The following is a 20,279-nucleotide window of genomic DNA, read 5'->3' on the forward strand; positions in this document are numbered from 1 at the left end:
TCGGGAGCAGCTCCGGTGAGCTGCGTGGCATCAGCACACCGCCGCGGGCAGGTCCCGCACATCGGGGAGGTCCACCCCCATACGTGTTTCGTCAGCGGCCCGCACCTGGGGACGGCGGGCGACGAATATGGGGGATGTCCACGCATGTGGGGATCGGTGGTCCGCTGAGACGGTGGACTCGTGCTCGTGACCCGGACCTCCCCGACCGCTGCTGCGGACTCCGAAGCGCCCTGGCGCACGGAGGTCGCCGGCGCGGTTCGTCCGCTGGTCGCAGACCTCCTGGAGACTGCGGAGCGCGAGATCTCGAACTTCTCATCGGACCTGCTCGACCAGTCGGCAGTGACGATCGAGCTGAGGCAGCAGGTCGATGACCGCCTGGCCGGCCTCGCCGCTCGCGTCCTCGTCCACGAGCTCGACGTCGCCCGACGGGCCGGCCGGCTCGATGCCCCCACGTCGCGAGCGCGCTTCCTGGCGTTCGTCGAGTCGGTGCGCACCGCCGGCGCGTCCTTGATCAGCACGGACTACGCGGCCCTGGAGACACTGATCCGCACTGAGGTTGCCGACCTGGTCGCGGCTCGCGTCGAGCTGTTCGAGCGGCTGCGGTCCGACCGGAGCGCCCTGGTGACCGCCGTGCTCGGTGGTGCCGACCCGGGACCGGTCGTCGGCGTTCGCTCCACCGGCGACCTGCACGCCGGTGGACGAAGCGTGTGCATCGTGACGTTCGCGGCGGCGAGCGTGGTCTACAAGCCGCGGCCGATGGAGCTGCACGGCCACTTCAACGGCCTGGTCTCATGGCTGGCTGAGCGCGCGGACCTCGACCTGCCGACGATCGACCTGCTGGTCCGGGACGGCTACGGGTGGTCGGAGTTCGTCGAGCACGGAGCGTGCGCCGACCTGGCGGCGGTCGACCGCTTCTACGCGCGCCACGGCGCGCTCCTGGCACTGCTGCACGGCCTCAACGGCACCGACATGCACTACGAGAACGTCGTCGCTCGCGGCGAGTATCCCGTCGTGGTTGACGTCGAGACGCTGCTGCACCCCGACCTCGGCGAGTCCGCGCTGACGGGACCCGACCCTGCGGCACGGCTGCTGGCCGACTCCGTGCTGCGCACCGCGCTGCTCCCGCTGATCCTCGTCGGCGAGGGGGGCGTACGCGATGTCTCGGGACTGGACGGCGGGGGCGGCGGTGCGGCGAGCCGGGCGCTCCACTGGGCCGACGCCGGACTCGACACGATGCACGCCGTACGCCGGCCGGCCACCCTCGCGCCCGCCACCAACCGACCGTCGTACGACGGCACGCATCCGGACCCGAAGGATCACCTGGCGTCCTTGCTCCGAGGCTTCCGCCGCGCGTACGACGCGTTGGTCGCCCATCGCGACGAGCTGCTCGCCGGGCCGCTGCTCACGGCACTCGAGGAGGCCGAGGTACGCCTCGTGCCCCGCCCGACGTTCGTCTATCAGACCGTGCTCGCCGAGTCCTTGCACCCGAGCCTGCTCGGCGCACCGGACGCGCGACGCGAGTTCTTCGGCGTGCTGGGTGGCGGGTCCGGGCTGCTCATCGCGGACACCGTCGAGCACGAGGTGACCGACCTCGTGCGGGGCGACGTGCCGGTGCTGAGAGCACGCGGCGGCTCGACGCAGGTGCGCACCAGCAACGGCCAGGTCATCGACGCCGAGCTGAAGGAGTCCCCGGTCGCCGCGGTTCGACGCAAGCTCGCCCGGCTCGGAGCACAGGACCGGAGCCATCAGGAGTGGATCATCGGTGCCTCGATGGCCAGCCGGACCGGTCCTGAGCAGCACCTGGCAGACCGCGGCACGTCCACCGTGTCTGCCGTACCCGACCCGCAGCTGCTGCTCAACCGCGCGATGGTGCTCGCCGACGAGATCCTCGTCGCGGCGCAGCGAGACGGTGACCGCGTCGGCTGGGTGAGCCTCGAGCTGGTGGACCGGCAGCACTGGACCGTCCAGTCACTGGGTGCCGGTCTGACCGACGGCTATCTCGGGCTGGCCCTGTTCCTCGGTCAGACCGGCTCCATCGCCGGTGCCGATCGCTTCGGTGCCCTCGCCCTGGACGTGCTGCCACAGCTGGGACGACTCCTCGATGTCTTCGGTCAGGACCCGGCGATGGCGGGCGCGGTCGGGGTCGGTCTCGACGGACTGCCCGGCATGGCCCTTGGCCTCGACCGGATGAGCGCGATGTATCCCGAGGTGCCCGAGGTCCGCGCGCTGCGCGACGCGTGCCTCGACCTGCTCGACTCGATCTGCCCGGCCGGGTCGGACGACTGGTCGACGTTCACCGCTGCTCAGGCCGCCGAGCTGGCCACGGTGCTCACCGCGATGGGTCTCAAGCCCCGACTGCGTGATCGAGCACTGCAGGAGCTCGGTCAGCGGTCGGACGAGCTGTTCACCCGCCCCGAGCCCGGATACGTCAGTGGAAGCGCCGCGGCCGCAGCCGTCCTCGCCCACCACGGTCGTGCCGTTCCCTCTGGGGCCCTGCACGCGCTGGCCGAGCTCGCCGCATCGGCTCAGCCCGGCTGGTGCCACGGCGCCGCGGGGGTCGTGCCGGCCCTGCTGGCGACAGGCCGATCGGACGACCTCCTCCCGTGGGTGAGGTCTATCGGCACGCGCGAGATCCTGCGCGACCACAGCCTTTGCCATGGAGAGCTCGGCGAGCTGGACCTGCTGCTGCAGGTCGCCGTGCACGGCCAAGGCCACGCGGTCGGGCACGAGGCGAACCTGCACGTGACCCGGATGACGGCACGCCTCCTCGGCGTCCTGTCCGATCGACCACCGACGGGCGCTGCGCCGTACGGCGTCCGCTCGCTCGGTCTGCTCACCGGCTTGGCCGGCATCGGCCATGGCCTGCTCAGACTCGGGTTCGGGGACCGTGTGGGCTCCGTACTCAACCCGCTCGACCTCGTGTCGAGACCGGGCGCTCCATCACCATCCATTCAGAAGTCATGAGGAGAGCACCATGCAGAAGAACACTCTGATCACGACCACCGCTGTGAGCGCCGCCGGCGAGATCACGCTGTCGACCGGCCTCCAGGCCAACACGCGAGGACGTGCCCTGCGCGGCGAGCCCGTCGGTCAGGGTCCGGAGTCGGCCATCGAGGACCTGTTCCCGCTCGGCCCGGGGTGCCCTCACACGTTCCCCACGATCAGCGCTCCCTGAGAGCGCGGCGGCCCAGGGAAGGGCCGCACCCGGGGGACGCCGCGTGGCTAGAGTCGCTGCGTGGGACACCAGAGCCACACCATCGTGGGGCGCGACCGAGAGATCGGCGTGCTCGAGACGACGGTCCGGGAGGCTCGGGCCGGCGTTGGTCGCGCAGTCCTGCTGTCCGGTGCGGAGGGGATCGGCAAATCACGACTTGCCGCGCACGTCACCGGCCTGGGGCTCGATGCGGGGTCGGTGGTGCTGCGCGGCACGCCGAGCGGTCTCGGCAGCCAGCAGAGTCTCGCCGCCATCAGCGAGGCTCTGCTGTCGTTGCAGCGGCGCGGGGGTCTACCCGATCTCGCCGAAGAGCTCGGTCCCTATGGGACAGCACTGGCTGCGTTGATCCCCGACTGGGCCAGGCCCGGTGTCAAGACGGACGGCCCGTTGGTGGTCCTGTCCGAAGGTTTGCTCCGCCTGCTGTCCCACCTGGCCGAGGAGTCCGGAGTGGTCCTCGTGATCGAGGACGTGCACGAGGCCGATCCGGACACCCTCGGTGTCCTGCAATACCTCCTACGCCACCTGACCGGGATCTCGATCGCCCTGATCCTGACGACCTCGCCCGACCGAGCGGTCGCCGAGCAGCTCACCCGGGCGGGCGGCCGCGACCTACGGCTCATCGAGCTCGAGCCGTTGGACCGTGACGCCACCGAGGCGCTCGCACACCAGCTCGCGGACGAGCTCGGCACGCCGTTGTCCGACGACACCGTCGCTCAGCTGTGGCGCGACAGCGGCGGAGTGCCGTTCGTGATCGACGAGCTGGTGCGCGGAGTCGCCGACGGGTCGTCCTCGTCGCTGCTGCCCAGCTCGGTGGCGCAGGCGATGCGTCGACGCGTGACCTCCCTCGGCCCGCAGGCACTCGAGGTGCTCACCGTCGGAGCGTTGTGCGGCCAACGCTTCCCGCTGCTCGTGCCACGGATGACCCTGGACCTGACCGACGCCGATGTCGTCGCCGTCATCCAGGCAGCGGTCGCCGCGCAGATCCTCGACCCTGACACCACCTCCCCTGACTGGTACACCTTCCGGAGTCCGCTGACGACCCGGGCGCTGCTGGCGGAGGTCAACGCCACGCAGGCGGCCACCATGGCGCGGCGTGCGGCACGCGCGGTGCGGGAGGCCTACGGCGATCACGGACCGGACTCCTCCATGCTGGCGGCCGAGCTCTACCAGCGAGCGGGTGAGCCGGACGAGGGCGGCCGGCTGCTGCTGGGCGCCGGCCTGTCCTTCGTCGACCGAGGCGCCGCCCGGCTGGCGCGACCGTTGCTCGTCCAGGCACAGCACCTACTCGCACCGACGTCCGTCACGGAGATGGCCCAGCTGCTGCGTCTCCTCATCCCTTTGCTGCGGGACAACGGCGACCTCGCCGCCGCGCTCGCGACCGGCCCCACCATCGATCGCCTCTATGCGAGCGGTCTCGCCGCGTCCGACGCGGCACGTCTCAAGGCCGAGGTGGCCGAAACCGCTTACGTCGCAGGCCGATACGACGACGCGCAGGTCTCCCTCGACGATGCCCGCACCTTGCTCACCGCGGCCACGGACGAGTCCGTACGCGCCCGCATCGACATCGTTGCCGCTCAGCTGGAGCTGGTCCGCCCCAACCCCACGCGTGTACGGGCCGCCACCGAGATCGCACAGCGGGCAGCCGCCGCGGCCGAGCGGAGCGGCGACATCGAGGTCGCCGTCGAGGCGTGGGAGGTGCGAGGCATCCTCGCTCGCGAGGACGATCTTGATGAGTCGATCCGGTGCCTGGACCGCGCCTTCGAGCTCGCCGACACCCATCGCCTCCCGCTGCCTCGAGCGTCGTGTCAGATCCTGCGGGCGGGGACCACCTGCCTGCGCGACGGTGACGCCTCCGCTCTCGTGAGTGCCCGTGAGTCGGCGTGGAACGCCGGTGCGGTGACGCTGGCTCATGAGGTCGACGCCGTCCTGGCCATGCAGGCGGTGCTGCACGGCGACTTCGATGCCGGCCAGGAGCTGGTGACCCGCACCGCCAACGTGGCCGAGCGGCTCGAGCTGGGTCGGCCACGGGCCTACCTCATGGTCGTGCGCGCCACGCTGCACGCCCACCAGGGCCAACGTGCGCCGATGGAGTCCGCGCTGGACGCTCTCATGGCCCTGGACTACTCCGTCGCGCCCGAGCTCCCGCTGGCCAAGGGACTCGCGCAGGCGGTCTGCTCGTTGCTGGAGGAGGACGCCGATCGCGCCCGGTCCGAGATCGCCGAGGCGCGTTCCCTAGCCATGGACAACCCGTCCACGTTCCATCTGTACGGCGCGCACGGCATGGCGATCCTGCTGTCCGTCCTCGCCGACCGGGCCGGTCACGACCACGTGACGTCCGCGCTGGCCGCGACCCCAGGACGGATGCGATGGAACCGCGCCTTCCTGATGGCTGCGCGAGCGGTGCTCCAGGGTCGGTCCGGCGACCGGCCCGCCGCTGAAGCTGACATGGCGCAGGCGCTGGAGGACGCGGCAGTCTTTCCGGTCGCGCGTCACCTCATCCTCCGCCTCGGCGCCCAGGAAGCGGCCACCACGTCCTGGGGTGAGCCTCTGGAGTGGGCGCGCACCGCGGAGGGCTACTTCCATGAGCTCGGTGTGGCCCCGGCAGCGGCGGCGTGCCGCCGACTCATGCGGGACATGGGCGTGAGCGTCCAGCAGCGGCGCGACGGCGCGCACCTGATCCCGGGCGACCTGCGCGACGTCGGCATCACAGTGCGCGAGTACGACGTCATCCGGGTGATGGTCGACCGCCTGAGCAACCGGGAGATCGGCGAGCGTCTGCACATCTCCCCGCGCACCGTCGAGAAGCACATCAGCAGCGCGCTGGTGAAGCTGGGGGAGGCCGACCGTGCAGCGCTGATCGCGATCGCGCGCGCCCATGCAGCGGAGTCGCGGTCCGCCTACGCCCGGGCCAGAGCGGACCCTCCCGCAATGTGACAGTGTCGATCTTTTGGCAGTCACTCCTATTTCGGTGTTACTGTCGTTTTGTGCTCCTCTCTGGGCACACCTCGACACCGAAAGGAGGCGCGCTCATGGAGCTCACCTCGAACCGGCGGTGGCTCGCCCTCGCGGCCATCTGCCTGACGTCGCTCGTGATCGGGCTGGACACGACCGTCCTCAACATCGCCCTGCCGACCCTCGCCGGCGACCTGCACGCCAGCACCAGCGCCCTGCAGTGGTTCACCAGCGGCTACACGCTCGCCCTCGCCGCGCTGATGCTGCCCATGGGCGCGTACGCCGACCGGTTCGGCCGCAAACGGTTCCTGCTCGGCTCCCTGGTCGTGTTCGGCGCCGCGTCCGCATGGTGCGCGTACGCCGGCGGCCCGGGTCAGCTGATCGCGGCTCGCGTCGCGCTCGGCGTCGGAGCGGCAGCGCTCATGCCGCTGACCCTCGCGGTGATCTCGGTGATCTTCCCGGAGCCGGTCGAGCGCCGCCGCGCGATCGGCATCAACATGACCGGTGTCGCGCTCGGGATGCCGCTCGGTCCGCTGCTGGGTGGCTGGATGCTGGAGCACTTCTGGTGGGGTTCGGTCTTCTTGATCAACGTGCCCGTGGTCGTACTGGCACTTGCGGCCGTGACGGTGCTCGTACCCGAGTCCCGCAGTGCCGTACGCCGGTCGGTCCACCTGCCCAGTGTCGTCCTGTCGAGCGCCGGATTGGCTTCTCTCACCTACGGATTCATCCGGATCGGTGAGACGAGCTGGGGCAACCTCGTCTCGTGGGCCTGCATCACGGGCGGCGCACTGGTGCTCGCGATCTTCGTCCGCTGGCAGCGCGGTCTGCAGCACCCGCTTATCGACATGAGCCTGTTCGCCAACCCGGCGTTCCGCTGGGGCACGGTCTACTCGGTCATCCTCAGCTTTGCGATGTTCGGGATCTTCTTCAGCGTCCCTCAGTACTTCCAGGCCGTCCTCGGCGTCGACTCCTTCGGCAGCGGGCTGCGCATGCTCCCGATGATCGGCGGCATCCTGGTCGCCACCCGCCTTGCCGACAGGCTGACGACTCGGGGCGGGGTCCGGACCACGTTGATGGTCGGGTTCGCGCTCGTCGTCGCCGGAATGTCACTGGGCGCGTTCACCCAGGTCGGGACGTCGTACGCCTACACGGCGGCCTGGCTGGTCGTCATGGGCGTCGGCATGGGCATCGTGATGCTGGCGGCGATGGGCTGGGCGACGTCGGCTCTCGACGCCGAGCGTTCGGGTTCGGGTGCCGCGCTCCTGTCGGCTCTGCGTCAGGCGGGCGGCACGATCGGGATCGCTGTCCTCGGCACGGTGCAGGCCACTCGCTACCACTCCGAGCTCGGGTCGCTGGACCACGGACCCGTGCACGACAGCGTCACCGGCGGGGTCTCGGTCGCGCAGCGGCTCGGTGATCCGGCGATGCTGCACCAGGTGCAGAGCGCGTTCGTGTCGAGCATGGGTGTGCTGCTCTGGGTCTGTGCGGCGATCGCCGCCGTGTCGTTCGTGATCGTCCGGGTGACCACTCGGCGTACGACGCCGGCTCCCTTGGAGACGACGACTGATGCGGCAGAATCGCTGCATGCCGTCTGACCCGCCTGGTGGTCTGCGTGAGCTGAAGAAGCGACGCACCCGCAAGCTCATTCGTACGACCGCGTTTGAGCTGTTCCGGGAGCAGGGCTACACGCAGACCACCACCGAGCAGATCGCGGCCGGGGCCGAGGTCTCGCCCAGCACGTTCTTCCGGTACTTCCCGACCAAGGAAGCCCTGGTCGAGACCGACGACCTCGACCCGGAGCTGATCAAGGCCTTCCGCCGTCAGCCCGAGGACATCTCGGTGCTGGCGGCGTTGCGCGGCGCAGCCAAGGAGGTCCTCGGCACGCTGGACGAGGAGGACTTGGAGTTCGAGCGCCAGCGCAGCGAGCTCTTGCGCAGCCAGCCCGAGCTCAAGGGAGCGGTGCAGCGCGAGATGAGTCGGACCATCGATGTCTTCGCCGACATGATCGCTGAACGCACCGGCCTCGCCAATGACGATGTCAAGGTGCGCGCGACAGCAGGTGCTGCGATCGGGGCGTTCTTCGCGCTCGGCCAGGACCAGCTGAGCAAGGACATCGGCGAGCAGATCGACCTGATCAAGTTCCTCGAAGCCGGCATGCCGCTCTGAGCCGAACCACCCGAGGAGCACACCGATGAGCCTGACCCTGATTGCCGTGCTGGGCATCATCAGCATCGTTGCGGTGACAGCGTTCTCGACCCGCCTCGGGATCGCGGCGCCGCTGTCGCTCGTCGTGGTCGGCGTCGTCCTGAGCTTCATCCCGAGCGCGCCCGACATCGCGGTCGAGCCGCACATCATCCTCGGCGGAGTCCTGCCGCCGCTGCTCTACTCGGCGGCGCTCAACATGCCGGCCCAGGACTTCCGGCGCAACATCAAGGCGATCACCGGACTCGCCGTTGTCCTCGTCGCGCTGACGACCGTGGTCTCCGGGGCGTTGTTGCACTGGGTGATGCCCGAGATCGACTGGCCGATGGCGTTCGCGATTGGTGCGGTCATCAGCCCGACGGACGCGGTGGCAGCCACCTCGATCGGCAAGCGTCTCGGCTTGCCGCCACGCATCGTGACGATGCTCGAGGGGGAGGGCCTCGTCAACGACGCGTCCGCTCTGGTGTTGCTGCGCTCGGCGATCGCCGCTGTCGCTGTCTCGGTGTCGATCCTGGACGTCGTCTGGGACTTCGTCCTCGCCGTCCTGATCGCCGCGGTGATCGGCTTCGCCGTCGCATTCGTCGGGATCAAGGTGCGGGCGCTGCTGCCGGATCCCGTTCTCAGCACAGCGATTTCGTTCGTCGTGCCGTTCGTTGCGTTCCTTCCGACCGAGTCGCTGGACGCCTCAGGTGTCCTCGCGGTCGTCGTCGCCGGAGTCGTCACGGGGAGCGTCGGGCCGGCGTTCCTCGGCGCCCGGGTGCGATGGGCGGAGACCATCAACTGGCGTACGGTCGCGTTCCTCTTGGAGAGCAGCATCTTCCTGCTGATGGGCCTCACCATCGCGCCGCTGCTCGACGAGGTCAGCGACGAGCACCTCAGCGCCGGTCGCGCCGTCTGGATCGGCCTGCTGCTCGCCGTGCTCGTGATCGCGTTGCGGCTGGCGTTCGTGGTGCCGCTCATGGGGCTGCTCCGGCGCGAGACCCGTCGTGCTGCCGAGACCAAGCCGCAGGTCCAGGACTGGCGCGAGCATCCGCGGTTCAAGGCCGGCCAGGACAACCTGTCACCGCGCAAGCAGACCTTCATCGAGGTGCGCTTCCGTCGGCTGAACGCCGACCTCGACTTCTTCCTCTCCCAAGCCGTCGGGTGGCGTGGTGGTCTCGTACTCGGCTGGGCGGGCATGCGCGGCGCCATCACTGTCGCGGCCGCTCAGACCCTGCCCGAGGGCACGGCGTACCGGCCCCAGCTCATCCTCATCGCGTACGTCGTCGCCATCACCACCCTGCTCGTCCAGGGCCTCACGATCCCGGCCGTCATCCGGGTGGCCGACATCCCGGCCGACGACCCCGCCCGCCACCGCGCGGACCTCGGCCGGCTCACGACCGGGCTCACCGAGGCCGGCCTGGCCGCCCTCGAGGACTCTGCGGCGCCCGACGACGTGGCACAGCGGTCCCTCGAACAGGCCCGGTCGGCGATCGCTCGGCGAGGTGACCAGACGGCGATGGAGGACCCGGACGCGCAGCAGGAGCGCGAGCTCTACGCGGCGTACCTGCGCGAGGCCCTGGACGCCCAGCGTGAGTGGCTGAACCGCGCGATGGCGGGCAGCACGTACGACGCCTCGGTCATCACCGATGGTCGCCGCTACCTCGACCTGCTCGAGATGCGCCTGCAGGACGCGCCGCAGACCTGAGCCGGCTCAGCCGGCGCGACGCAGCCGCAGGATCGTGTCGGTACGCGTGCCCGGCTCTCCCTCCGGCCCCGGCATGTCCGTGGTGAGCTCTTCGTCCAGGTCGACCCGCCACTCGTCCGTGGGGAGGGCCAGCTGCTCGATGACCTGAGCGGTGGTGGGGAAGTTGTAGTGACCGTGCTCGTGCTCACCCGTGTCGACCCAGCTCGGGAACCCGGCGTGGCTGCCGATCAGCAGTGCGCCACCAGGCTTGACCGCGTGCGCGGCGCGACGCAGGATGCGCGGTCGTTCACCCTCCGCCTCGACCGGTGAGTGCAGGAATTGCGCTGACACCACATTGAATTCACGCTCTGGGAAGGAGCGCAGCAGGTTGTGCTGCTCCCACTCGACGTGGTCTCCGACGCCGGCGGCGGCGGCGTGCTTGGCCGCGCGTGTCAGGGCGCGGGTCGACACGTCGACACCGGTGACCGCCCAGCCGGAGGTCGCGAGCCAGATCGCGTCGGCGCCCTCGCCACAGCCGAGCTCGAGAGCACTGCCTGGTGTGAGGGACTCGACGCCGCGCACGAGGAGCGGGTTGGGGCGCCCGCTCCAGACGGCGTCCTGGCCGTCGTAGAAGTCCTCCCAGAAGTCCTCTGGCGTCTGTCCCTGGGTGTCGCTCGTCATGGTGTCTCCAACCGTGCGGTGCTGCCCTCGCCGCGGGTTCGCGACCGGCTGCTCCGATGGTGCGCTGGACGCGCGCTCGCTGGCAAAGTTCTTTGCCGAACTGGCAAGCCAGCGAACGCGCGTCCAGGACTCAGGCAGCCGCGCGCTCGGTGAGGGGCCGGCGACGACGTACGACATTGACCAGCGAGGGCTGCGGCCACGGGCCGTTCGGCGGATAGATGTCCGTGCCGGGCGGGACGATCTCGTCGATGCGGTCGAGCGTTGCATCGTCCAGCGTGAGGCCGGCGCCCTTGTTGAGCCCGTCGAACTGCTCCTGAGTTCGCGGTCCGAGGATCACCGACGTGACGGCCGGGTGCGCAATCACGAACGCGATCGCGAGCTCGGGGAGCGAGCAGCCGAGGTCGTCGGCCACCTCGATCAGCTGCTCGACGATCTCGAGCTTGGCCGCGGTCTCGGGCAGCGAGGGATCGAAGCGCTCGGGCCGGATGAGGGGCCGGCCCGACGTGAGGTCCAGGTCCTGACCCTTGCGGTAGCGGCCGGTCAGGAACCCGAACGCCAGGGGGCTCCACGTCAGCACGCCCATGCCGTAGCGCTGAGCGGTCGGCAGCACCGAGCGCTCCACGCCACGAGCCAGGATCGAGTACGGCGGCTGCTCCGTGCGGAAGCGGTGCAGGCCACGACGCTCGGCGACGACATGTGACTCGACGATCTCCTCGGGCGGGAACGTCGAGCAGCCGAACGCACGGATCTTGCCCTGCCGGACGAGATCGGTCAGCACCGAGAGGGTCTCCTCGATGTCGGTCGTCTCGTCGGGACGGTGCACCTGGTAGAGATCGATCCAGTCGGTCTGCAGCCGGCGCAGGCTCTGCTCGACCTCGTGCACGATCCACCGGCGCGAGTTGCCGCCCTTGTTGGGGCCCTCCTCCAGCGGGAAGTGCACCTTGGTGGCGAGGATGACGTCGTCGCGGCGGCCCTGGAGCGCCTTGCCGACGATCTCCTCGGACTCACCGGTCGAATACATGTCCGCCGTGTCGACGAAGTTGATGCCCTGATCCAGCGCCGAGTGGATGATGCGGACGCAGTCGTCGTGATCGGGGTTGCCGACCGCGCCGAACATCATGGCGCCGAGGCAGTGCGCACTGACCTCCATGCCGGTCTTGCCAAGGGTGCGATAACGCATGGCTCTCCTAGGAGCTCGAGCGCCCGGTCGGGCGCGTGCCGGGCCGACGCTAGAAGTCGGAGCGCACTCGAAGTCAAGCGTTCGTCGTACGCCTGGCTCCCGCTCACTTTTCCCAGCGTCCTCCCATGTGCTGGGGTGACCTGCGCGTGTACGTTCGAAACCTCGCGTGCCTGCGAGTAACCCATAACCGAAGGAGATAGTTCATGAGCACCTTCGACGACTCCGGAGACCAGGCAGGTCAGGACGCCGCGGGCGGCGACGACCAGTTCGGTACCGGTTCCGGCTCGGACCAGACGGACGCCCAGGGTGGCGGACTCGACTCTGGCGACAGCGGTTCGGACTCCAGCAACGACAGCGGTTCGGAGGGTGGCGGCTACGGCGGCGACTCCGGCGGTAGCGACGACAGCGGCTCGGACTCGGGCGACGGCGGCTTCGGTAGCGACTCGGGCGACTCTGACTCCGGGTCCGATGACTCCGGCAGCGACTCGGGTTCTGACGGCGACGCCTCCGACTCCGGCGACTCTGGGTCTGACGACTCGGGGTCCGACGACTCCAGTGAGAGCGACGGCGGCTTCGGTGGCGACGGCGACTCCGGGTCCGAGGACTCTGGCAGTGACTCGGGTTCTGACGGTGGCGACGGCGGCTTCGGCAGCGACTCCGGCGACTCGGACTCCAGCGACTCCGGATCCGACAGCTCCGAAGGTGGCGACTTCGGCGGCGAGTCCGAGAGCTCGGACGACTCCGGCCAGTAGCAGGCCACTCTCGTACGACTACTGCGCGCCGCGACCCTTCGGGGTGGCGGCGCGCAGTGGCGTTCACGGCAGGTGCGTCACGCGCACCGGATGCACCGGTCGGTGGTGGGCCGCGCGAGCAAGCGTTCGTGGTCGATCGGTTGGTCGCAGCTCGCGCAACGCCCGTCCCAGCCAACAGCTATGCGCGCCAGGGCCGAGCCGATCTCGTCGATCCGGGCTCGGGCTTCTTCGGCGAGGGCGAGGGTCTGAGCCCGATCCCACGCAATGGTCGCGCCCTCGGGGTCGTGCTCGTCATCGGCGTTGTCGTCCTGGGAGGCGTCGATGATCTGAGCCTCGAGGCGACGCAGGTCGGCCAAACGGCCCATGGCCTCGACGTGGCGCTGACGCAGCGCAGCCTCGACGTCCTCCAAGCCGGCGCCGGTGTTTTCCGCCATGCTGCGACCTCCTGAGACGGAGTCAGGGTGTGGATGAGTGCGCTGTGATGGCGCACTTCAGGCAGTCATCCACAGGCAAAAGCCAGAAATGGCGCCTGTGGATGCAGTGTGGATACTCCACCCAATGGTGGAGGCGATCGGACTCGAACCGACAACCCCCTGCTTGCAAAGCAGGTGCGCTACCAATTGCGCCACGCCCCCGAGTGCCCGCGAACCAGGTCTTGGCCGCGGGCACACAGGTCATACGGTCAGGACTGCTGGTCCCGACTGAAGGTCGAAGGTCAGCTGGCCTTCGAAGAGCTGCCGCTGATGACCTTCTCGCCCGGCTTGTCGCTGGCCTGTGCCCACAGCTCCTTGCCGGTCTTGTGCTGCTTGATCTTGGTGTTGGCAAAAGCAGCGGCGCCAGCCGCCGCAAGAACCAATAGGGCCTTCTTCATCTCAGGACTCCTCGTCGCTGTGACTAGCGGGGTGGCGGTGGTGGTGGGCCTAACTGGACTTGAACCAGTGACCTCTGTCTTATCAGGACAGCGCTCTAACCGACTGAGCTATAGGCCCCAACACCGTCAGGCGCCGTTCGGCCGAAGCCGGACGGCGCGCGAGCCAGAACTTTACCTCACTGGCCGCCGTGCTACCAAAGTGTCCGACGCCGCAATCCAGGCGGGCGCCGCCTCGCGGAACTCCTCGGACGCCATGGCCCCGACACCGGAGGGAATCACACCGATCACTGGCACCCCGACGCGGTTGCGCAGATGCGTCACGTTGGCGGCTTCGATCGGGCCTGGATCAGCGGGATAGGCGCCCACGATCAGCCCGCCGACCGTGAGACTGCGGGCCTTCAGGGCCTCCAGCGTGAGCATCGTGTGGTTCAGCGTGCCGAGGCCCGCGCGCACCACCACGACCACCGTCGCATCCAGGTGTGCGGCCAGGTCCGCCATCGTCGCGCCGGCGCCATCGAGCTCGACGAGCAGTCCACCCGCACCCTCCACGAGCACGTCGTCCGCGCTGGTGAGGAGCCGGCGTACGGCAAGGGCTTGGTCTCCCACGGACGGCAGGGTGCGGTCCTCGGCGGCCGCCGCCTGGACCGGCGCCATCGGCTCCCGAAGACGGACGCCGTCGGTCGCTGGTACGCCGGCCGCCCGGCGTACGAACGGCATGTCGCCTTCGTCGTCCCGCCCTACCCCGGTCTGGACGGGCTTGTACGCCACCACGGTGCGCCCGGCCGCTTCCAGAGCGGCCGCGATCGCCGCGGTGGCGACGGTCTTGCCCACCTCGGTGTCGGTGCCAGTCACCACGATCACCGGACTCATGCGTCACGTCCCCAACCGCTGGTCGAGTAGGGCGAGGCGCTGGCGGAGTCCGTATCGAGACCAGGTGCAGAACTCACGGGGTCTCGATACGACTCCGCTAGCGCTCCGTCTACTCGACCAACGGAGGTGCGGAGGTGGTGAGTCAGGCGGGCGGCGGCCTCGTCGGCCGCTGCTTCCGTGACGGTGGCCCGCGCGGTCAGGCGCAGCCGCGAGATGCCGTCTGGCACCGACGGCGGGCGGAAGCAGCCCACGTCGATCCCGTCCGCGGCCAGCCTGGCTGCGACCTCGGCGGCGGTGTCGGCCGACGGCATCAGCACCGACTGGACCGCTCCGGCGGTGGGCTGCAGGTCGTGCAGCGCTTCGAGATCACGACCGTGCGCACGCAGCCGGGCGCACAGCACCTCCGCGACGCGACCGACGCCGGGGGCCATGGCCGGATCACCGAGCACCAGCTCGGCCGCTCGGCCGGCTGCGGCCGCCGCTGCCGGCGCGAGCGCGGTGTCGAAGATGAAGGAGCGTGCCGTGTTGACCAGGTGGCCCCGCAGCATCGGTGACCCGAGCACGACACCGCCCTGCGCGCCGAGCGCCTTCGACAGCGTGGCGGTCATGACGACGTACGGGTCGCCGGCCAGGCCGAGCGTGTGCACCATGCCACGCCCCGCACCAGCCACGCCGAGCCCATGCGCCTCGTCGACGATCAAGAGAGCGTCGTACGTCCGGCACGCCTCGGCGAGGTCCGCTAGGGGCGCCGAATCGCCCAGCACGCTGTAGATCGACTCGGCAACCACGATCGCCCGCGGCTGAATCCTGTTGCGTAACAACGTTGCTGCCGCGTCGACATCCTGATGAGGGAAGACAGCGACCGTGCCGCGCGCCAGTCGAGCTCCGTCGATGAGCGAGGCGTGCACGTGCTGGTCGGACACGATCAAGGTGTCGGAGTCGGCAAGGGAAGTGACCGCGGCGAGGTTGGCGAGATAGCCCGAGGAGAAGAGCAGCGCGCTCTCCTGACCGGTCAGCTCAGTCAAGGCTCGTTCGGTCGCGGCGTGCACCGGATGGGTGCCACGTGCGACGCGGGACGCCCTCGCGCCGGTGCCGTAGTCGCGCGTGGCGCGAGCCGCTGCCTCGAGAACGTCTGGGTGACGGGAGAGGCCGAGGTAGTCGTTGGTCGCAAGATCGATCCTGGGGGCCGCAGCGGGCGGATTAGCTTGGCGCACCAGGCCGCTCGCCTCCCGCAACGATGCCAGCTCTGCCACTCTGGCAAGCACGCTCGGGCCGTACGTCATCCGTGCACCTCCTCGACCGCGCCCACCATCGCATCGCAGATCGTCCGTAGGTCGTCGTCCAACGCAACGTAGGGCGGCATCGTGTAGACGAGGTTGCGGAAAGGGCGCACCCAGGCTCCTCGCTCGAGCGCCGCGCGAGTGACGTCGACAACGCGTACCGGGTCGTGGAGCGCGATGACACCGACGCCGCCCAGCACCCGCACCTGCTCGACTGACGAAAGCCTTTCTGCCGAGTAGAGATCCGTGAGTCCGCGTTCGAGTCGACTGACGTCGTCCTGCCAGCCTCGCTCGAGCAGCAGGTCGAGGCTTGCCGCCGCGATGGCGCATGCGAGCGGGTTGGCCATGAAGGTCGGCCCGTGCAGGATCGTGCCGAACGCGCTGCTCTCGATCGTCTCCGCGACGCGGTTCGTACACAGCATCGCCGCGAGCGTGACATAGCCGCCGGTCAGCGCCTTGCCGACGCACATGACGTCAGGCAGCGCGTCTGATCCGGCCCACTCCGTCGCGAAAAGCGTTCCCGTACGGCCGAATCCGGTGGCGATCTCGTCGTAGATCAGCAGCATGCCGTGCCGGTCGGCGACCTCGCGCAACACTCGCAGGCAGTCCGCTGGATAGGGGTACATACCGCCGGCACCTTGCAGGATCGGTTCGACGATGATCGCCGCGCACTCCGAACCATGCTGGGACGCAAGGGTTTCCACGGACGCGGCCCATCGGCGTACAGCCTCGGACGTCTGGCGGGTCAGGCCGTTCACCTCGGCAGCCGACCGCGCCGGTGGGGGACGGTCGGCAAAGATCTGGGGCGCCAAGATGCCGGGGAACGCCGAGTGCATGCCGTCGACGGGGTCGCACACGCTCATCGCCGCGAAGGTGTCACCGTGATAGCCACCGCGCACGGTCAAGAACCTTTGGCGCTCGGGCTGGCCCGTCGCGACCTGGTACTGGAGGGCGACCTTCATCGCGACCTCGACCGAGACCGAGCCGGAGTCAGCGAAGAACACGTGCTCCAACCCGGCCGGCGAGAGCGCGACGAGTCGCTCACCCAGCGCGACCGCGGGCTCATGTGTCAGACCACCGAACATCGCATGACTGAACCGGCCGAGCTGCCCCTGCGCCGCCGCGTCCAGCGCCGGGTTGCGGTATCCATGGATCACCGACCACCACGAGCTCATCGCGTCCAGGGCCGACCGGCGTACGCCGTCCTCACCGACCAGATCGAGCCACGGCCCGTCCGCCCCGACGACCTCATAGGGGAGCGGGCCGTGCAGCGGGGCGTACGGGTGCCAGAGCAGACCACGGTCGCGCGCAATGACCGAGTCGAGAGCGGTTGAGGGGGCCGTCACACCCGGGAGTCTGCCCCATCCCCTGAACACTGTTCAATTTCCGCCTACGCCGGTCGAGTAGGCGAGGCGCTAGCCGAGGCGTATCGAGACCAGGTGCGCGCGATCACCTGGTCTCGATACGGACTGCGCTAACGCTCCGCCTACTCGACCTACTAGAGGGCGGTGACCTCGAACTCGTCGAGGACGAACTCGGCCGATCCGTCGTCGCCGCTCTTGCGCAACCCGACCCACGCGTCGCCGGCCGCGGGCGCGGTGAACTCGTAGGAGTGCGTGGCCGTCGTGGTCGCCACCGGCAGCGGCGTGACCGACAGGTCCGTCGCTGACGGGCTGTCCACCGCCGTCACCCAGGAGTACTGGCCGGCGGTCTCGCACTGGTACTGGAACGACACCTTGTACTTCTTGCCGGCCTCGAACCGCACCGTCTGCGGCACGGTCCGGTAGACCAGCCCGCCGTTCTCGCCGCGCGACTTCAGTGACTGCTCACCGGCGAGCACGTCGTCGATGACCTTGCCGTTCCACCCACGCTGCGTGAACGGCGCGTGCGTCTGCGCGATGTGCGTGCGCGGGTCGGTCACTCCGCCGGCGTCGCCCTTCACGAACGGACCCCAACCCACGGGCACGTTCTCGAAGTCCTCGTACGCGAGGGTGCCGGCCTTCGTCGTACGCCGACCGCTCACCACCCGCACGTTGTCGAACGTCACGCGCGCATCGCCGGCGTCGGCGGCCAACGTGAGCACGACCGGCTCGCGGGAAGTCTGCACCGTGAACCAGGTGAAGATCCGCTGCATCCGGCTCTCACTCTTGACGTCCGAGGCGACCTGGTTGACGGCGGTCGAGACGTCCGTCCAGTTCGACGCGGTCGTGCCGCCCACAGAGACATCCAGCCGCGCCCTGCGGCGGTCGCCGGCCTTGGCGCCGATCTCGACCTGGACCGACGCGACATAGGTACCGGCCGGGAGGCTGCCGAGTCGCTGGCTGACGGAGGTCTGGCTGGAGCCGAGCACCAGCTCGTAGTCGCCCCGCGCACTGCGCTTGACCTCGGCGCCGCCCTTGACCGTCCATGCCTTGAGGTCGCCGGCGTTGAAGCCCGGGTCACGCAGCGGCGTGCCCTCGCCCCACTTCGGATCGGCCTGCTTCGGCGCGGGGCGACGATAGACGACGTACGGCTGGCCCTTGTCGGCCTTCAACGTCACCTTGCCGCCGCTCACCTTGACCTGGCCGACGGAGACGCGGCCCTGGTCGGTCAGCTTGTAGACGTAGACCGACGAGGAGCCGGCCCAGCCGCGCGGCAGCTGCCACGTCGTCGTACCGCCAGTTGCGTTGAAGTGGAACAGCTTTGGCGGCGAGGTGAGCGACTTCGGCTCCCAGGGGATCAGGTAGGCATCGCCCCGCAGGATCTCGCGACGGTCCGCGGTCACCACCCGCGTGCCGCCGTCGTTGTGTACGGAGAGGGGCACCGGCGCGAAGAAGGTGATCTCCTCGTCGGTCCAGCTCTTGATCGGGTACGCCTGCAGCAGCTTGACCGGCAGGTTGTTGGTCCACAGCTGGGCGTAGAACGTGCTCCAGTCAGCCTTGCCCTGCCAGCCCTCGAAGGTGCCGAGCCGAGCGGTGCCGAGCAGCGGCCACTTGTCGGCGAAGACGTCCTTCTGGTGGTGACGGACCATGCGGATGAGCTGTGAGTTGATACCTCGCGACGTGTCGCCGCCGTAGTCGACCTCGTTCGCCCAGTGCGACCACAGCGACGAACGCTCGAGCCCGTGGCCCCACTCGGAGGTGACCACCCAGCCCTGCTCGCGCAGGTGAGCCTGCAATCCGTCGGAGTTCCAACCGGATTCGCGGAACACGTCGATGTAGAGCATGTTCAGCCCAGGGTGGGCCTCACGGCGCAGGTCGGCGAAGCGCTTGGCGATGTCACCGCTGACCAGGTCACGACGTGAGTCGATCCGGTACGACTGGTCCAGCCAGTCCCACTGCTTGTTGGCCGGGTCGACGAGCGTCTCGGAGAAGGCGTGGGCGACGGGGTAGGACTCGGTCGCGTTGACGTGCACCGCGAAGTCGCTGGACCAGCGAGAACCCTTGTCCACCAACGTGTTCATGTCCGCGAGCCCGCCCGCACGCTGGTTGTAGTTGCCGGCGTAGTCCGGGTGCGCGGAGTCGTGCCCCTCGGACTGATAGCCCTTGAGCAGGGTGAACTGGCGCAGCCCGTCCGTCGCGAGGTTGATCCGCTTGACGTTGTCGAGCGTGTGCAGGAACGGGTTCGCTGCCAGGCTGGCGAAGTTCATCGGGATGTGGGGGATCACGCGCAGGTGCTGGTCGTCGGCACCGAGCGGCTTGACCGCGATGTCACGCATCGCGATGGCGGCGTCCTGCCAGTCGATCTTGCCGTCACCATTGCGATCGCGCGTCAGGATGACGGTGGCGTACGGCAGTGGCTGTGTCTGCGAAACACCTGCAGTAGCAGGGCGATACGTCCACTCGCCCGGCGTGAGGCCGCTCTCGGTCCAGCTCGCCTTCTTGATCGCCTGGTGCCAGAAGCGGCCGTTCTCCCAGGTCGTGCCGTTGGCGCTCACGGGGACGTCATAGACGACGTTGGACTCCAGAGCGGCGGCGAGACGGTCAGTGGCCACGACGGCGTACGCACTGCCCTTGGCCGCTGCGTCTGCCGGGGTGTCCGCGGTGACCTTGACGAGAGTGTCGCCACTGGTCGCCTTGTCGAGAACGACGCGAGCGGCCAGCACGGTGGCGCCCGGCTGGTCGCTGCGCACGCTGAGCAGGCGCAGCTCGGGGATCTGCAGCCGACCGACGCGCAGTGCGTCGGTGTCCTTGATCGACGTGACGCGGTAGTCGACCTTCCAGCCGGAGACCGCGATGCGGATGGTGATAGTGGTGCCACCCGTGAAGGTGAGCGTGTAATCGACCCGGTCCGAGCGCGTCGCGGCCTTGACCGTCGGCTTCTGCGAGACGCCGTCGATCAGGACGGACGTGACCGGGTCCGGCTGGCCGTGGATGACCGCCTTCGTGCCGCGGTCGGTGTAGGAGACCACGCGCGGGAAGTCAGAGCCGACGCGGACCTCGAGCTCGCGCGAACGGATGACCACCTCGGCGGGCGCTGCCGCATGTGCTGACTCCATGGGCACGATCGTCGCAGCGGCCGCCATCGCACCGAAGGTGCGCAGGACCGTACGCCTGGAGATCGAACCGCTGTCGCGGGATGTTGCGGGGGTGTTGCCGGTGGGGGGAACCATGACACTCCTTGGCTGATCAA

Annotated in this window: 15 protein-coding genes and 2 tRNA genes; 7 read left to right on the top strand and 10 right to left on the bottom strand. The window is 69.3% G+C overall.

Annotated features, from left to right (window positions below; translation table 11 throughout):
* Positions 1-186 precede the first annotated feature (186 nt).
* From VV02_RS02220 to VV02_RS02245, 6 genes are all read left to right on the top strand, one after another.
* A complete protein-coding gene (locus tag VV02_RS02220; protein ID WP_169787628.1) occupies positions 187-2,964 on the top strand; it encodes a type 2 lanthipeptide synthetase LanM family protein in 2,778 nt (925 codons plus the stop codon).
* 10 nt (positions 2,965-2,974) lie between these two features.
* Positions 2,975-3,175 (top strand): hypothetical protein, encoded by a 201-nt coding sequence (locus VV02_RS02225; protein ID WP_052589529.1) that lies wholly within the window; start codon positions 2,975-2,977, stop codon positions 3,173-3,175.
* 60 nt (positions 3,176-3,235) lie between these two features.
* Positions 3,236-6,148, top strand: coding sequence for a helix-turn-helix transcriptional regulator (locus VV02_RS02230; RefSeq protein WP_052589530.1), 2,913 nt, complete (start codon positions 3,236-3,238; stop codon positions 6,146-6,148).
* Between the two features lie 95 nt (positions 6,149-6,243).
* Positions 6,244-7,761 (top strand): MFS transporter, encoded by a 1,518-nt coding sequence (locus VV02_RS02235; protein WP_052589531.1) that lies wholly within the window; start codon positions 6,244-6,246, stop codon positions 7,759-7,761.
* Complete coding sequence (locus tag VV02_RS02240) at positions 7,751-8,332, top strand: acyl-CoA-like ligand-binding transcription factor (protein WP_052589532.1); 582 nt, start codon at positions 7,751-7,753, stop codon at positions 8,330-8,332. Before VV02_RS02235 ends, VV02_RS02240 begins: the two co-directional genes overlap by 11 nt.
* 25 nt (positions 8,333-8,357) lie before the next feature.
* Positions 8,358-10,055 (top strand): cation:proton antiporter, encoded by a 1,698-nt coding sequence (locus VV02_RS02245; protein WP_052589533.1) that lies wholly within the window; start codon positions 8,358-8,360, stop codon positions 10,053-10,055.
* A gap of 6 nt (positions 10,056-10,061) precedes the next feature.
* On the opposite strand, the gene VV02_RS02250 is transcribed toward VV02_RS02245, so the two are convergent.
* Positions 10,062-10,715: an SAM-dependent methyltransferase gene (locus VV02_RS02250; protein WP_052596435.1), complete on the bottom strand. Its 654-nt coding sequence runs from the start codon at positions 10,713-10,715 to the stop codon at positions 10,062-10,064.
* A gap of 130 nt (positions 10,716-10,845) precedes the next feature.
* Positions 10,846-11,895 (bottom strand): aldo/keto reductase, encoded by a 1,050-nt coding sequence (locus VV02_RS02255; protein ID WP_052589534.1) that lies wholly within the window; start codon positions 11,893-11,895, stop codon positions 10,846-10,848.
* 203 nt (positions 11,896-12,098) lie between these two features.
* Between VV02_RS02255 and VV02_RS02260 the strand changes: the two genes are divergently transcribed.
* Positions 12,099-12,647, top strand: a complete 549-nt coding sequence (locus VV02_RS02260; RefSeq protein ID WP_052589535.1) for a hypothetical protein — start codon at positions 12,099-12,101, stop codon at positions 12,645-12,647.
* Between the two features lie 77 nt (positions 12,648-12,724).
* On the opposite strand, the gene VV02_RS02265 is transcribed toward VV02_RS02260, so the two are convergent.
* The 8 genes from VV02_RS02265 to VV02_RS02295 form a co-directional block, all read right to left on the bottom strand.
* Entirely contained in the window at positions 12,725-13,081 is a 357-nt protein-coding gene (locus tag VV02_RS02265; protein WP_083449850.1) for a TraR/DksA family transcriptional regulator, read from the bottom strand.
* Between the two features lie 125 nt (positions 13,082-13,206).
* Positions 13,207-13,282: transfer RNA gene (locus VV02_RS02270), tRNA-Ala, on the bottom strand.
* Positions 13,283-13,362: 80 nt separating this feature from the next.
* Positions 13,363-13,518 (bottom strand): DLW-39 family protein, encoded by a 156-nt coding sequence (locus tag VV02_RS26275; protein ID WP_157063234.1) that lies wholly within the window; start codon positions 13,516-13,518, stop codon positions 13,363-13,365.
* A 41-nt stretch (positions 13,519-13,559) separates the two neighbouring features.
* A tRNA-Ile gene (locus VV02_RS02275) sits at positions 13,560-13,636 on the bottom strand.
* A gap of 53 nt (positions 13,637-13,689) precedes the next feature.
* A complete protein-coding gene (gene bioD / locus VV02_RS02280) occupies positions 13,690-14,388 on the bottom strand; it encodes a dethiobiotin synthase (RefSeq protein ID WP_052589536.1) in 699 nt (232 codons plus the stop codon).
* The gene (locus VV02_RS02285) at positions 14,385-15,671 is read right to left on the bottom strand and encodes an 8-amino-7-oxononanoate synthase (RefSeq protein WP_083449851.1); all 1,287 of its coding nucleotides are present in this window, start codon (positions 15,669-15,671) and stop codon (positions 14,385-14,387) included. The genes bioD and VV02_RS02285 overlap by 4 nt, the downstream gene beginning before the upstream one ends.
* The gene (bioA, locus tag VV02_RS02290) at positions 15,668-17,014 is read right to left on the bottom strand and encodes an adenosylmethionine--8-amino-7-oxononanoate transaminase (RefSeq protein ID WP_052589537.1); all 1,347 of its coding nucleotides are present in this window, start codon (positions 17,012-17,014) and stop codon (positions 15,668-15,670) included. Before bioA ends, VV02_RS02285 begins: the two co-directional genes overlap by 4 nt.
* A gap of 152 nt (positions 17,015-17,166) precedes the next feature.
* Entirely contained in the window at positions 17,167-20,259 is a 3,093-nt protein-coding gene (locus VV02_RS02295) for an endo-alpha-N-acetylgalactosaminidase family protein (RefSeq protein WP_052589538.1), read from the bottom strand.
* Between the last annotated feature and the right edge of the window lie 20 nt (positions 20,260-20,279).

Source organism: Luteipulveratus mongoliensis (assembly GCF_001190945.1).
Classification (GTDB): Bacteria; Actinomycetota; Actinomycetes; order Actinomycetales; family Dermatophilaceae; genus Luteipulveratus; species Luteipulveratus mongoliensis.

Coding starts and splice junctions, on each gene's coding strand:
- VV02_RS02225 (WP_052589529.1), top strand. CDS start 2,975: ATGCAGAAGAACACTCTGATCACGACCACCGCTGTGAGCGCCGCCGGC.
- VV02_RS02235 (WP_052589531.1), top strand. CDS start 6,244: ATGGAGCTCACCTCGAACCGGCGGTGGCTCGCCCTCGCGGCCATCTGC.
- VV02_RS02240 (WP_052589532.1), top strand. CDS start 7,751: ATGCCGTCTGACCCGCCTGGTGGTCTGCGTGAGCTGAAGAAGCGACGC.
- VV02_RS02245 (WP_052589533.1), top strand. CDS start 8,358: ATGAGCCTGACCCTGATTGCCGTGCTGGGCATCATCAGCATCGTTGCG.
- VV02_RS02250 (WP_052596435.1), bottom strand. CDS start 10,715: ATGACGAGCGACACCCAGGGACAGACGCCAGAGGACTTCTGGGAGGAC.
- VV02_RS02255 (WP_052589534.1), bottom strand. CDS start 11,895: ATGCGTTATCGCACCCTTGGCAAGACCGGCATGGAGGTCAGTGCGCAC.
- VV02_RS02260 (WP_052589535.1), top strand. CDS start 12,099: ATGAGCACCTTCGACGACTCCGGAGACCAGGCAGGTCAGGACGCCGCG.
- VV02_RS02265 (WP_083449850.1), bottom strand. CDS start 13,081: ATGGCGGAAAACACCGGCGCCGGCTTGGAGGACGTCGAGGCTGCGCTG.
- VV02_RS26275 (WP_157063234.1), bottom strand. CDS start 13,518: ATGAAGAAGGCCCTATTGGTTCTTGCGGCGGCTGGCGCCGCTGCTTTT.
- bioD (WP_052589536.1), bottom strand. CDS start 14,388: ATGAGTCCGGTGATCGTGGTGACTGGCACCGACACCGAGGTGGGCAAG.
- VV02_RS02285 (WP_083449851.1), bottom strand. CDS start 15,671: ATGACGTACGGCCCGAGCGTGCTTGCCAGAGTGGCAGAGCTGGCATCG.
- VV02_RS02295 (WP_052589538.1), bottom strand. CDS start 20,259: ATGGTTCCCCCCACCGGCAACACCCCCGCAACATCCCGCGACAGCGGT.